This is a genomic window from Paraburkholderia steynii, from assembly GCF_900100565.1.
GTDB lineage: Bacteria > Pseudomonadota > Gammaproteobacteria > Burkholderiales > Burkholderiaceae > Paraburkholderia > Paraburkholderia terrae.
Map to the genome: position 1 here is coordinate 505,883 of NZ_FNDI01000001.1, position 13,484 is coordinate 519,366.

11 protein-coding genes are annotated in these 13,484 nt (G+C 65.4%); 2 read left to right on the top strand and 9 right to left on the bottom strand.

What is annotated here, in order from left to right; genetic code table 11:
• Positions 1-123: 123 nt before the first annotated feature.
• The 8 genes from BLT65_RS02250 to BLT65_RS02285 all read right to left on the bottom strand — a co-directional run bounded on the left by BLT65_RS02250 (position 124) and on the right by BLT65_RS02285 (position 8,152).
• Entirely contained in the window at positions 124-837 is a 714-nt protein-coding gene (locus tag BLT65_RS02250) for an ABC transporter ATP-binding protein (RefSeq protein WP_091774413.1), read from the bottom strand.
• Positions 834-1,613, bottom strand: a complete 780-nt coding sequence (locus BLT65_RS02255) for an ABC transporter ATP-binding protein (protein WP_091774415.1) — start codon at positions 1,611-1,613, stop codon at positions 834-836. Before BLT65_RS02255 ends, BLT65_RS02250 begins: the two co-directional genes overlap by 4 nt.
• Positions 1,610-2,869, bottom strand: a complete 1,260-nt coding sequence (locus tag BLT65_RS02260; RefSeq protein ID WP_091774417.1) for a branched-chain amino acid ABC transporter permease — start codon at positions 2,867-2,869, stop codon at positions 1,610-1,612. Before BLT65_RS02260 ends, BLT65_RS02255 begins: the two co-directional genes overlap by 4 nt.
• Positions 2,862-3,800: a branched-chain amino acid ABC transporter permease gene (locus tag BLT65_RS02265; RefSeq protein WP_091774419.1), complete on the bottom strand. Its 939-nt coding sequence runs from the start codon at positions 3,798-3,800 to the stop codon at positions 2,862-2,864. The genes BLT65_RS02260 and BLT65_RS02265 overlap by 8 nt, the downstream gene beginning before the upstream one ends.
• Before the next feature lie 3 nt (positions 3,801-3,803).
• Positions 3,804-4,268, bottom strand: coding sequence for an acyl-CoA thioesterase (locus BLT65_RS02270; protein ID WP_091774421.1), 465 nt, complete (start codon positions 4,266-4,268; stop codon positions 3,804-3,806).
• A gap of 30 nt (positions 4,269-4,298) precedes the next feature.
• A complete protein-coding gene (locus tag BLT65_RS02275; protein ID WP_091774423.1) occupies positions 4,299-5,447 on the bottom strand; it encodes an iron-containing alcohol dehydrogenase in 1,149 nt (382 codons plus the stop codon).
• Between the two features lie 184 nt (positions 5,448-5,631).
• Positions 5,632-6,663, bottom strand: a complete 1,032-nt coding sequence (locus BLT65_RS02280; protein ID WP_042307021.1) for a threonine aldolase family protein — start codon at positions 6,661-6,663, stop codon at positions 5,632-5,634.
• A gap of 259 nt (positions 6,664-6,922) precedes the next feature.
• Entirely contained in the window at positions 6,923-8,152 is a 1,230-nt protein-coding gene (locus tag BLT65_RS02285; protein ID WP_091774905.1) for a YbfB/YjiJ family MFS transporter, read from the bottom strand.
• Positions 8,153-8,286: 134 nt separating this feature from the next.
• On the opposite strand from BLT65_RS02285, the gene BLT65_RS02290 reads away from it, so the two are divergent.
• A complete protein-coding gene (locus BLT65_RS02290) occupies positions 8,287-9,192 on the top strand; it encodes a LysR family transcriptional regulator (RefSeq protein ID WP_091774425.1) in 906 nt (301 codons plus the stop codon).
• 108 nt (positions 9,193-9,300) lie between these two features.
• Here the strand turns inward: BLT65_RS02290 and alaS are convergent, their stop codons facing one another.
• Positions 9,301-11,925, bottom strand: coding sequence for an alanine--tRNA ligase (gene alaS / locus BLT65_RS02295; protein WP_091774427.1), 2,625 nt, complete (start codon positions 11,923-11,925; stop codon positions 9,301-9,303).
• Between the two features lie 324 nt (positions 11,926-12,249).
• On the opposite strand from alaS, the gene BLT65_RS02300 reads away from it, so the two are divergent.
• Complete coding sequence (locus BLT65_RS02300; protein ID WP_042307015.1) at positions 12,250-13,470, top strand: CaiB/BaiF CoA transferase family protein; 1,221 nt, start codon at positions 12,250-12,252, stop codon at positions 13,468-13,470.
• Positions 13,471-13,484: the final 14 nt, after the last annotated feature.

The window sequence follows — 13,484 nt, forward strand, 5'->3', positions numbered from 1 at the left end:
CACCACGAGGCATAACGCGGATCCCAGCGAAACATCAAATAAACCCAACGGCATCGCGAATACCAGCAAAAACCAAACGGCCGTGCAAGCCAAAACAGAGAACCGAAGTAATGCGATCCGAAATCACCCCACGCCAAGCCATTCACGCGCCACGTCGGGCCGCGCCCGAAACAATTCCAGCGATCCGTCGAACACGATCTCACCATGCCCCATCACGGCGATACGGCTAGCAATCCGATCTGCAATCACAAGCCGCTGCTCAATCAACAACATCGCGACCCCGCGCTCGCGCAGCAGCTCCAATGCCGCTGCAAGCTGCGTAACGACCAGACCAGCGAGTCCTTCCGTCGGCTCGTCGATCACGATCAGATCAGGGTCACCCAGCAACGCGCGCGCCACCGAAAGCATCTGCTGCTCGCCGCCCGACAACGTGCCCGCCTTCGTTCGCGCACGTTCGCGCAGCACGGGAAAGAGCGTGTGCGCGTCGTCGAGTGTGAAGCGCGCAGCGCGTCTGCCGTTGCGCGGCTTGAGGCCCAGTTGCAGGTTTTCGTGGACCGTCAGCGTCGGAAATACATCGCGCTGCTCGGGCACATAGCCAATACCGAGCCGCGCGATCTCGAACGCACGCCGGCCTTCAAGCGGCTGTCCGACGAAACGGACCACGCCTTGCGTACGCACGAAACCCATGATCGCCTTCGCCAGCGTCGAACGGCCCGAACCGTTGCGGCCCGCGAGCGCGACGGCTTCGCCCGCTTCGATATGCAAGTCCACGCCGTGCAACGCCTGGCTCGCGCCGTACCATGCGCGCAGATCGCGAATCTCCAGCAATGGGTTCATCGCGCGGCTGCCCGAGCGGCGTCACCAGCGTCGCCGATATCGCCCAGGTAGGCCGCACGCACGGCGGGATCGGCGCGAATCGCGTCCGGCGCGCCCGTCGCGATCACTTGGCCTTGCACGAGCACGCTGATGCGATCCGCGAGACCAAACACGACGTCCATGTCGTGCTCGACCATCAACAGCGTGCGGCCCGCCGTCGCCGCGCGGATCAGCTCGACGGCGCGCGCCGCCTCGGCGCGGTTCATGCCCGCCGTCGGCTCGTCAAGCAGCAGCGTATGCGCGCCGCTCGCTAGCGCCAGCCCCAGATCGAGCGCACGTTGGTCCGCGTAACTCAGCGTGCCCGCGATCACGTCGCGACGTTCGCCCAGACCGACAGCGTCCAGCACTTGCTCGGCATGCTCGTCACCCTCGCGCGTCGCGGTATAGCGCTGCCACCAGCGCATGCGGTCGCGATTCGCGATCTGCGCGGCACAACGCAGGTTGTCGAAGACGCTGAGCTTCGCGAAGAAACTCGTCGTCTGAAAACTGCGAGCGAGTCCGCGACGGCAGATCGCCGCAGGCGCGAGGCGCGTGATGTCCGCGCCATACAGTTCGATGCGGCCCGCGCTCGGCCGCACCGCGCCCGCGATCAGGTTGAAGAGCGTCGATTTGCCCGCGCCGTTCGGACCGATCAGCGCGTGACGTTCGTGCGGCTCGACCATGAGATCGACGCCGCGCAGAATGCGCGTTGCGCCGAAGCGCTTGTCGAGACGTCGCACGGCGATGGCGGGAATCATTCGCTGACCTCCGCGCGCGTTTCGTCGTTGAGCTTTCCGCCGATACGCGCAGCCACGCGCATCGTCAGCCAGCCAATCGCGGCGAGGCACAGCACGGATGCCGTGAGCCACAGAGGATCGATTGTCGTGAAAAGACTCGCGCGCTCGTCCGTGTCGAAGCGTTGCGCGTACGCCCATTGCACGCACAGCACGACGGCAAGCGACCACGCGCATACGCTCGCCATCCGGCAAGCAAACCACGGCAGGCAGACGCGCCAGCCATCGCGTGAAATACGGGCGGTTTGACGCCGCATCCAACCCGCGATGCCGTCAGGTGCGCACACCACCACGACCACGAAGAACAACCCGAGATACAGCAGCCACGCGCGCGTCGTGCTCGCCACGACGACGCTGAAAAACGTCAGCACGACGGCACCCGCCACCGGCCCAAAAAACGCCCCGCTTCCGCCGATCACCGTCGCGATCAGCACCGAACCCGAGCGCAACATGCCGACGCTTTCCGTCGATACCAGTTCGACATTGATCAGCCCGAGCGTCCCCGCGATGCCCGCAAAAAACGACGACCACACAACGACGTCGTAACGCACACGACGCGGAAAGCAACCGATAGCCGCCGCGCGCACCGGGTTGTCGCGCACGGCATTCGCGAGCCGCATGAACGGCGTGCGCGACAGCAGGTACATCGCGATCACGGCGAGCGCGCACCACAACGCGATCAGCGCATAGGCTTCGCGCGCGGGGCCGAACGTAAAACCCGGCACCGCGATGCCCGCCGTGCGGTCGATCGCGACACCTGCTTCGCCACCGAACCAGTCGGGCAAGGTCCAGGCGGCCGCCGCGACGAGTTCGCCGATGCCGAGCGTGATCATCGCGAACGCGGTGCCTGCGCGGCGCGTCGCAACCAGGCCATACAGCGCACCGAACAGCGCACCGCCGATGCCGCCCATCAACGGCAGCAGCGGCAACGGCACGCCGACGCGATTGAACAGATGCGCGGCGATCAGCGCGCCGATGCCCGACGATGCCGCATGCCCGAACGACAACAGCCCCGCGCCGCCGAGCAGCAGGTTGTACGACAGCGCGAACACGATCATCGCGGCCGTCTGCGCGAGCCAGGCGACGAGCCAGCTTTGCGTCGATATGCACGGTGGCACGATGAGCAGCGCCGCGAGCGCGGCCCACGGCAACGCGGCGCGCAATGTCGGTCTACGCGGCGAAGCGGGCTGTACGTCGTGTGGCTGATTTACGTCACGCATCGTCGTCGCGTTGTCCGAAGAAGCCGCGCGAGCGCACGGCCAGCATGGCGACGAGCAGCAGATACGGCACGAGCGGCGCGAGTTGCGCGAGCGTCAGCGCGCTCCATGCAGCGGGCAATGCGTTGTCGAAGTCGCCGAACAGCTCGCCAAGCGGAATATCGGTAGCGACCGCGAAGGTCTGCACGCAGCCGATCACCAGCGACGCCACCAGCGCGCCGCCGAGCGACCCCAGCCCGCCGATCACAACCACGACGAACACGATCGACCCCACCGATTCAGCCATCGCCGGTTCGAGCACGAACAGCGGCGCGCCGATCACGCCCGCCAGCGCGGCGAGCGCCGTACCCGCCGCGAACACGCCCGTGAAGACGCGCGGCACGTCGTGGCCGAGCGCTTCGACGGCGTGCGGATGCGTGAGCGCCGCGCGCACGATCAACCCCGCTTTCGACACGCGCAGCACCGCGTGCAACACAACCAGCATCGCAATCGCGACGGCCATCATGAACGCGCGATAGCGCGAGAACGCGACGCCGTACACATCGAGCAGCGGGCCATCGAGCGCTGTCGGCACCGTGGCGCTCAGCGCCTGCAAGCCCCAGACGAGCTTGACGCCTTCGCCGATCAGATAGGCCGCGCCGAATGTCAGCAGCAACTCTGCCAGATGCCCGTGAGGCCGCACACGCCGCAGCAGCCACCGTTCGAGCGCCGCGCCCATCAGCCCGACGACGAGCGGCGCGACGATGAGCGCCCACCAGAACCCCGCGCGCGCCGCGACGGAAAAGCCGACATACCCACCGAGCATGTAGAAGCTCGCGTGCGCGAAGTTCAGCACGCCGAGCATGCTGAAAATCAGCGTCAATCCCGCCGATAACATGAACAGCAACAAGCCGTAGCTGACGCCATTCAGCACATCGATGACGAACGACTGCACGCGTCAGCCCGCTTGCGCGTCTTGCACGCCTTCCACGACGAGCAACGGTTCGAGCGCCGCGCGCAGCCTGTCGGGCAAGGCAACAGGACGCCGCGTTTCGCGATCCACATAGACATGCACGAAATGCCCTTGCGCAGCGGGCTCGGCGTCGCCTTCCCTGAAAAGCCCCACTTCGTAACGCACGCTCGACGTGCCAAGCCGCACGACGCGCAGGCCCGCATCGATACGATCCGGAAACACGATCGGCGCGAAGTAGTTGCACTGCGTCTCGACGACGAGGCCGATCGTCGTGCCGTGCTCGATATCAAGCACGCCGCTGCGGATCAGATACTCGTTCACGACCGTATCGAAGTAGCTGTAATAGACGACGTTGTTCACGTGACCGTAGACGTCGTTGTCCATCCAGCGCGTGGCAATGGACAGGAAGTGCGGATAAGCCGTGCGCGGCGCGGGAGCGGGTTTGTTCATGTCGTGTGCGGTTGGATGAAGGAACGGCGCTTACATCGACTCGATCAGCATCCGCCGATAATCGTCGGCCGTCGCTTCGCGTGGATTCGTCTTGTGGCAATGATCGGCGAGCGCGCCCTTGATGACCTTGTCGAACGCACTTTCGTCGACGCCCATTTGCTTCAGGCCCGTCGGCAGTCCGAGGCGCGCAGTCATGTCGTGCAACGCTGCCGCGAGATCGGCGTTATCCGGCAGATTCATCACGCGACGCATGCGCGCATAGCGGCGGTTCTCGACGACGGACGGCGCGCTTTCGTTAAAGCGCAGCACGGCGGGCAGCACGACGGCGTTCAGCGTGCCGTGATGCAGCGACGTGCGCCCGTTCACCGACACGCCGCCGAGCGGATGCGACAGCGAATGCACGCAGCCGAGTCCTTTCTGGAACGCCATCGCGCCTTGCATCGACGCGCTCATCATATGCAGGCGCGCGTCGCGGTTCTGGCCGTCGCGCGTCGCGAGTTCGATGTTTGCCCAGGCGCGCTCTAGCCCGTCGAGCGCGATGCCGTCGGCGGGCGGATTGAACGAAGGCGCGAGAAACGTTTCGATGCAGTGCGCGATCGCATCCATGCCCGTCGCGGCTGTCAGCGACGGCGGCAGGCCGAGCGTGAGACCCGGATCGCAGATGGCCGCCTTCGGTAGCAGATGCCACGAATGAAAGCCGAGCTTGCGGCCATCGTTCAGGATCACGATCGCGCCGCGCGCCACTTCGCTGCCCGTACCCGCCGTGGTCGGAATCGCGATCAGCGGCGCGGCCTTGTCGGTGATCCTGGCGCTGCCGCCCTCGATCGTCGCGTAATCCGTCATCGTGCCCGCATGCGTCGCCATGATCGCGACGCCCTTGGCCAGATCGATCGACGAGCCGCCGCCTATCGCCACCAGCCCGTCGCAGCCTTCGTCCCGATAGCGCTGCGCGGCCGCCATCACCATCGCTTCCGTGGGGTTCGACGGCGTGTCGTCGAAGATGGGCACGCCGGGCAGCTTCAACGCGTCAATTGCCTGCTGCGCGACGCCCGCTGCCATCACACCCTTGTCCGTCACCACGAGCGGCCGCCTGATACCGGAACGCTCGCACTCCGCTGGCAACTGCGCGAGCGCGTCGTAGCCGAGATGAATGTGCGTCAGATAGTAGATGTAGGCCATGGCGATGCGTCTCCGTTGTTATCGAGGATTCCGTGCTCGCGCCGTGAAAACGGCGAGAGCGCCTGACTGCGACCATCACGGCAAACGTTGCTCGTTGCCGTTTTACTGTTCCGTCATTGACCCGGTCTCTCGATGAACTCGACCGGCAAGCCGCATCGGCGCGTCCAGTCGCCGGGCGCGTGACTCACGCGGCGCACAGTTCGCGAACCTCCGCGACGAATCGCTCGACCGTTTCGGGCTGCGTGTCCCACGCACACATCAACCGGCAGCCGCCCGCGCCGATGAACTCATAGAACTTCCAGCCACGCGTGCGCATCGCCTTCGCGACATGCGGCGGCAATTGCGCGAACACCGCGTTCGATTCTGTCGGGAACATGATGCTCACGCCCGGGATTTCCGCGAGGCGCGATTCCATCAGTTGCGCCATGGCGTTGGCGTGGCGCGCATTGCGCAGCCAGACGTCGTTGTCTAGCAGGCCGAGCCACGGCGCGGAGATGAAGCGCATCTTCGACGCAAGCTGTCCCGCCTGCTTCAGCCGATACGCGAAATCATCAGCCAGCGCGCGATCGAAGAACACAACCACCTCGCCGACGGGCAAGCCGTTCTTCGTGCCGCCGAAGCACAACACGTCGACGCCCGCGCGCCACGTGATCTCCGACGGATGCACGTCGAGCGCGGCGACGGCGTTTGCAAAGCGCGCGCCGTCCATATGCACCTTCAGGTGGCGGCGCTTCGCGATCGCCGCAATCGCGCGGATTTCCTCGACGCTGTACACGGTGCCCACTTCCGTCGATTGCGTAAGCGTCACGACCTTGGGCTTCGGATAGTGGATGTCGGCGCGACGCGTAACGACGGCTTCGATCGCATCGGGCGTGAGCTTGCCGCCGACGCCCGGCGCCGTCAGCAGCTTCGAGCCGTTCGAGAAGAACTCGGGGCCGCCGCATTCGTCCGTTTCGATGTGCGCAAGCTCGTGACAGATCACCGAATGGTAGGACTGGCACAGCGACGCCAGCGCCAGCGAGTTCGCCGCCGTCCCGTTGAAAACGAAGAACACTTCGCAGTCGGTCTGGAACAGGTTGCGCAGGCGGTCGCAGACTTGCTGCGTCCATGAGTCGTCGCCGTAGGCCGGTTCGTGGCCACTGTTGTTGGCGGCGATCAGCGCTTCGAGCGCCTCGGGGCAGATGCCCGCGTAGTTGTCCGACGCAAAATGTTGCATGGCAGGCGGCGCACCCGGCAATGAGCGCGCAAAGATGACTGGAAAGCGGACATTTTAGTGCGGCGGGTGCTGAATTTGTTTCTGGCGGGTCGAATCGGCGGGAATGGGCGTCTGGTGAGGATTGGAGGCGGTGCGTGCGCGAGCCTGCTGCACAGCCAGTGGGAGCGAGAGATGCCCGTCGTTGTTGGTCGTTATGTGGTGGTCGCGGACGTTGTTCGTCCGGACCATCCGGCAATGTCAGGGTATGCCGGGCTGTCGCTCAGACACGCGACAACGGGCGCAACACGGCCACCATGACGAGACCCACGGCTCCGGTGAGCAAACTGAGCGCCGCCAGCCAAAGCGCCAGCGTGAACGAACCGGTGTGCGCGGCGATCGGCGCGGCGACGAGCGGACCCACGATCTGTCCAAGGCCGTAGGCCGCCGTCGCATAGCCCATCAATCCCGCCGCGTTGTCGCCGTGCAGCCGGCGCGCCTCGCGCATCGCGAACAGGGTGATCGCCGTGAACGGCAAGCCGATCAGCGCGCTGCCAAGCGCGAAGCCGCCCGCCGTCGGCGACACGATGCCCGCGAGGATGCCGAGCGCCTGCAGCACGTAGCAGCCGGCCAGCAGCGTGCGGTTGTCCCAATGCGACGGCAGACGCGCGCCCACTAGCGCGCCCACGACCAGCGCGCCGCCGAACATCGGCCAGAACAGATCAGGCCACGGCGAATCCACGGGCAGCGCAGCGCGGGCGATCACGGGCAAGAACGTCGCGGTGATGATGTAGCCGAAACCGGGCACACCGTAGAGAACGATCAGCCAGAAGGCATCCGCGCGATGCAGATGCACGCGATGCTGATGTGCATCCGTCTGCGCCGACGCGCTTGTCCGCGTCGATGCAGTTGTGCTCGCCGTTGCCGGCTCGAACGTGCGCCACACGAGCACCGTCAGCACGGCCGAGACGAGCCCAAACCCGATCCAGCCCGCCGACGCGCCATATCCGCCCGCCGCGCTGACCAGCAGGCCCGTCGCCGCGATGCCGAGGCCCGGACCGGTGTAGATCACGCCGCCCCACTCGTTCGCGCCCAGTTCAGCGAGCCGGCGCAAGCCCCATTGCGACGCGAACACGAAGGTCCACGCGCTGATCGCACCCGCGATGAAGCGCACCACCGCCCAGACCCAGAACTGATGCGTGACGCCCATCGCGAGGACGAGCACCACGGTCGACGCGAGGCCCGCCTTTACCACGCGCGCCGCGTCCATGCGCAGCGCGACGCAGGCAATCGCGCCGAGGAAATAACCCGCGTAGTTGAGCGACGCGAGCCAGCCACCGTGTCTGATATCGAGCGCGCCGCCGTGGAGCATCAGCGGCAACAGCGGCGTAAAGGCGAAGCGGCCGACGCCGAGCGCGACGGCAAGCGCCGCCATGCAGGCGAGCGCGGCGCGGCGCGCGGCATGTGGGGAAGTGTGGCTGTGCTGGAGGGTGCGGGTGGCGAAATCGTTCATCGATGGCATGGCGGTTGGTCTGCCGTCGTGAGATTGGACGGCGCGGCGGTCGGCTTCTTCCACACCATCGTAGCTTGACCCTTCAATCTCATAAAATGAATAATACGGATAGATTTAATCTCACGGAGAGATTGATGGATCTTGCCGCACTTACTATCTTTCGCGCTGTCGTGCGCGAAAACGGCGTGACGCGCGCCGCGGCGAAGCTCAATCGCGTGCAATCGAACGTGACCACGCGTATCAAGCAGCTCGAAGAACAACTGGGCACCGAACTATTCGTTCGCGACGGACGGCGGCTCGTGCTGACTCCCGCGGGCGAGACGCTGCTGCCCTATGCCGAACGGCTGCTCGCGCTCGCCGACGAAGCGCGCCACGCAGTCAAGGACGCGCGTCCGAGCGGACGCCTGAGGCTGGGCACGATGGAGAGCGTCGCCGCGACCCGCTTGCCCGGATTGCTCGCGCAATATCACCAGACGTGGCCCGACGTCGCGCTCGAACTGGAGACGGGGACGACGGGCAAGCTGATCGATCGCGTGCGCGAATTCGAGGTGGATGCGGCCATCGTCGCGACACCGCTCGATCCCGGCTGGATCGGTGATCTGTTCGAGGTCGTGCCCGTGTTTCGCGAAGAACTGGTGATGGTGTCGCCGCGCGGTCATCCGCCCATCCATCATGCGGGCGATATTTCGCTTTCGACGCTGATCGCGTTCGAGACGGGCTGCGCGTACCGCGTGCATGTCGAAAAGTGGTACATGGAGCACGGCATCCGGCCCGCCCGGGTACTGGAGCTCGGCTCGTATCACGCGATCGTCGCGTGCGTGGCGGCGGGCGCGGGCGTGGCTTTCGCGCCGCGCTCGGTGCTGGCGCTGCTGCCCGAATCGGACGATATCACCGTGCATCCGCTCGCGGAACTCGGCAGCATCGAGACGATACTGGTCTGGCGACGCGGTCACTTCTCGTCGGCATTGAATGCGTTGCGCGGGATGCTGGTCGCGAGCGGGAACGTGCAGGAGAAGCCGGCGGACGAGGTGGCTGCCTGAGCGCTCGGCAGAAGATTTTTGGCTAACCCGAAAGCACAAAATCAAAAAGCCGCGAGTCTCATCGACTCACGGCTTTTTGTTGATGCGAATGCTACGTGACGCGCAGGCTTAGAGCTGCGCTTCGACCCAGCCCTTCACGCCAGCCAGCGCAGCCGGCAGATTGGCCGGCTCGGTACCGCCCGCCTGTGCCATGTCCGGACGGCCGCCGCCCTTGCCGCCGACCTGCTGCGCGACGAAGTTGACCAGCTCGCCTGCCTTGACCTTCTTGCTCGCCTCGGCCGTGACGCCCGCGATCAGGCTGACCTTGCCCCCTTCGACGGACGCCAGCACGATCGCCGCGCTCTTGAGCTTGTCCTTGAGCTTGTCGACGGTTTCGCGCAGCGTCTTGACGTCCGCGCCTTCCAGCGTCGCCGCCAGCACCTGCACGCCGGCAACCTCGATGGCCTGGCCGGCCAGTTCATCGCCCTGGCTCGACGCGAGCTTCGACTTCAGCGCGCCCAGCTCCTTTTCCAGCGACTTCACCTGGTCCTGAACCATCGAGATACGCTGCGTCAGTTCCGACGGCTGCGCCTTCAGCGCCGCGGCCGCTGCGTTGATGCGCGCGTCGAGTTCCTGCACGTAACGCACCGCGTTGTCGCCCGTGATCGCTTCGACGCGACGGATGCCCGCCGCGACGCCGCCTTCCATCACGATCTTGAAGAAGCCGATGTCGCCCGTGCGATGCACGTGCGTGCCGCCGCACAGCTCCCGCGAGAAGCCCAGATCGAGCACGCGCACTTCGTCGCCGTATTTCTCGCCGAACAGCGCCATGGCGCCGCCCTTCACCGCTTCGTCGTACGGCATCACCTGCACGACGCCCGGCGCGTTCGCCAGCACTTCGGCATTGACGATGGCTTCGACGCGGCGGATTTCATCGTCCGTCATCGGCGCGTTGTGCGCGAAGTCGAAGCGGGTCTTGTCGGCGTCGACGAGCGAGCCCTTCTGCTGAACGTGGCCGCCGAGCACTTCGCGCAGCGCCTTGTGCATCAGGTGGGTAGCCGAGTGATTACGGGCCGTGCGTGCGCGGCGGATCGCGTCGATCTCGGCCTTCACGACGTCGCCTACTTTCAGCATGCCTTGTTCCAGCGTGCCGTGATGGCCCACGACGTCCGCCTGCACCTTCAGCGTATCGGCGACGGCGAAGCGCACGCTCGCGTTTGCGAGCACGCCCTGATCGCCGACCTGACCACCCGATTCCGCGTAGAACGGCGTGTGATCCAGCACGACGACAGCCTGCTGGCCCTTCGCCACTTCCTTGACGGACGCGCCGTCGACATACAGCGCCGTGACCTTCGCGTCGTCGAAAACGATCTCTTCGTAGCCGTGGAACGTGGTCTTCGCGCCCGTGTATTCGAGGCCCTGCGCCATCTTGAACTTGCCGGCCGCGCGTGCCTGCTCGCGCTGACGGGCCATTGCTTCGTCGAATGCTGGCTCGTCGACCGTCACTTCGCGCTCGCGGCACACGTCCGCCGTCAGATCGAGCGGGAAGCCATAGGTGTCGTGCAGCTTGAACGCGACTTCGCCGTCGAGCGTCTTGCCGCCCTTCGATTCCAGATCGGCCAGCGCGCTTTCGAGGATCGACATGCCGTGCTCGATGGTCTCGAAGAAGCGCTCTTCTTCCTGGCGCAGCACGTCTGTGACGCGCTGTTCGGCGTCTTTCAACTCGGGATACGCGCCGCCCATTTGCGCGACGAGATCAGCCACCATCTTGTGGAAGAACGAACCCTTGCGGCCCAGCTTGTAGCCGTGACGGATCGCGCGGCGCACGATACGGCGCAGCACGTAGCCGCGGCCTTCGTTGCCGGGGATCACGCCGTCGACGATCAGGAACGAGCACGCGCGGATGTGATCGGCGATCACCTTCAGCGAGTTGTTCGACAGATCTTCAACGCCTGTTTCACGCCCGGCTGCCTTGATCAGCGCCTGGAACAGGTCGATTTCGTAGTTGCTGTGTACGTGCTGCAGCACCGCGGCGATACGCTCCAGACCCATGCCCGTGTCCACGCACTGCTTGGGCAGCGGCGTCATGTTGCCCTGGGCGTCGCGGCTGAATTGCATGAAGACGAGATTCCAGATCTCGATGTAACGGTCGCCGTCTTCTTCAGGCGATCCCGGCGGGCCGCCCCACACGTCCGGGCCGTGGTCGTAGAAGATTTCCGAGCACGGACCGCACGGGCCGACGTCGGCCATCTGCCAGAAGTTGTCCGACGCGTAGCGCGCGCCCTTGTTGTCGCCGATGCGGATAATGCGCTCGGCCGGCACGCCGACTTCCTTCTCCCAGATGTTGAAGGCTTCGTCGTCTTCCTGGTAGACGGTGACCCAGAGCTTTTCCTTCGGCAGGCCGTAGACGCCCGTCAGCAGTTCCCACGCGTAGTGGATCGCGTCACGCTTGAAATAGTCGCCGAACGAGAAGTTGCCGAGCATTTCGAAAAACGTGTGGTGACGCGCCGTGTAGCCGACGTTTTCCAGGTCGTTGTGCTTGCCGCCCGCGCGCACGCTGCGCTGCGCCGTCGTGGCCCGCGAATACGGCCGCGACTCGGCGCCGAGAAACACATCTTTGAACTGCACCATGCCCGAATTGGTGAAGAGCAGCGTCGGGTCGTTGCCGGGCACGAGGCTCGACGAACGGACGATCGTATGGCCCTTCGATTCGAAGAACTTGAGGAATTTCTCGCGGATTTCGGCGGCTTTCATAGCGTGCTTTGGGGACGGTCCTGGCTTGAGCCGACGGCTGCGGAAGACTGACCGGCCGTCGCAATAGATTGTTTCCTGAACGGTCGATTATACGGGATCGGCGCTGTCGCGCGACGCCGTGGCGCGGGCTGTGCGCGGCATTGGCCATCCGGCCAGTTTCGCCTCCCAAAAACGCCGAAAGCGCGGGCAGTCATTCGTCCTATGCCGTCAGGCTGAGTAGGTCGGGCGCGGCCGATCGCTTAAGATGCACCACATCGATTCAATCGGGCAGCGCCCTGCGGCGCGCGGTCTATCACATTGAACACATGGAGACGTAGACAGAACATGGGCGCACTCAGTCATATTCGCGTGCTGGACCTTACCCGCGTGCTTGCCGGTCCGTGGTGCGCGCAGACGCTAGCCGATTTCGGCGCCGACGTGATCAAGGTCGAGCGGCCGGGCGCCGGCGACGACACGCGCCACTGGGGTCCGCCGTACCTGAAGACGCCAGAGGGCGCGGACACGCGGGAAGCCGCCTATTACCTCGCGGCGAACCGCAACAAGCGCTCGGTGACCGTCGATATCGCCACGCCCGAAGGACAGCAGATCGTCCGCGAGCTGGCTGCGCAAAGCGACGTCGTGCTGGAGAACTACAAGGTCGGCCAGTTGAAGAAGTACGGGCTCGACTATGAGTCGCTGAAGGCCGTGAAGGCTGACATCGTCTATTGCTCGGTGACGGGCTTCGGGCAGACGGGGCCGTATGCGCAGCGCGCGGGGTATGACTTCATCGTGCAGGGCATCGGCGGCTTCATGAGCATCACGGGCGAGCGCGACGGCCAGCCGGGCGGCGGCCCGCAGAAAGCGGGCGTGGCGATCGCGGACCTGATGACGGGCATGTACTCGAGCGTCGCCGTGCTGACGGCGCTCGCGCACCGCGACCGCACGGGCGAAGGCCAGTACATCGACATGGCGCTGCTCGACGTGCAGGTCGCGATGCTCGCCAACATGAACTCGAACTTCCTCGCGAGCGGCAAGCCGCCGGCACGCTGGGGCAACGCGCATCCGAACATCGTTCCTTATCAGACGTTTCAGACGAGCGACAGCTGGATCATTGTCGCTGTGGGCAACGACGGACAGTTCCGCAAGTTCGTCGAAGCGGGCAAGCGCGCGGATCTAGCCGACGACGACCGCTTCGCGACCAATCCTGAGCGCGTGCGAAATCGCGAGACGCTCGTGCCGATCCTCGCTGAGATGGTCCGTACGCGCAGCAAGCACGAATGGATCGATGCACTGGAAGCGGCGGGCGTGCCCTGCGGCCCGATCAACGATCTGGAAGAGGTGTTCGAGAACGAGCAGGTGGTCGCGCGTGGCATGGAGGTTCAGCTGCCGCACCCATCGGGCGGCACCGTGAAGCTGGTGCGCAATCCAATCCGCATGAGCGCGACGCCGCCCGAGGCACAGGCGCATCCGCCGACGCTCGGCGAGCATACGGAAGCGGTCCTGCGCGATGTGCTCGGATACGACGATGTGCGCATCGACGCGCTGAGGGGCCGGTCGGTGATCTGATGTGAGGTCGGGAG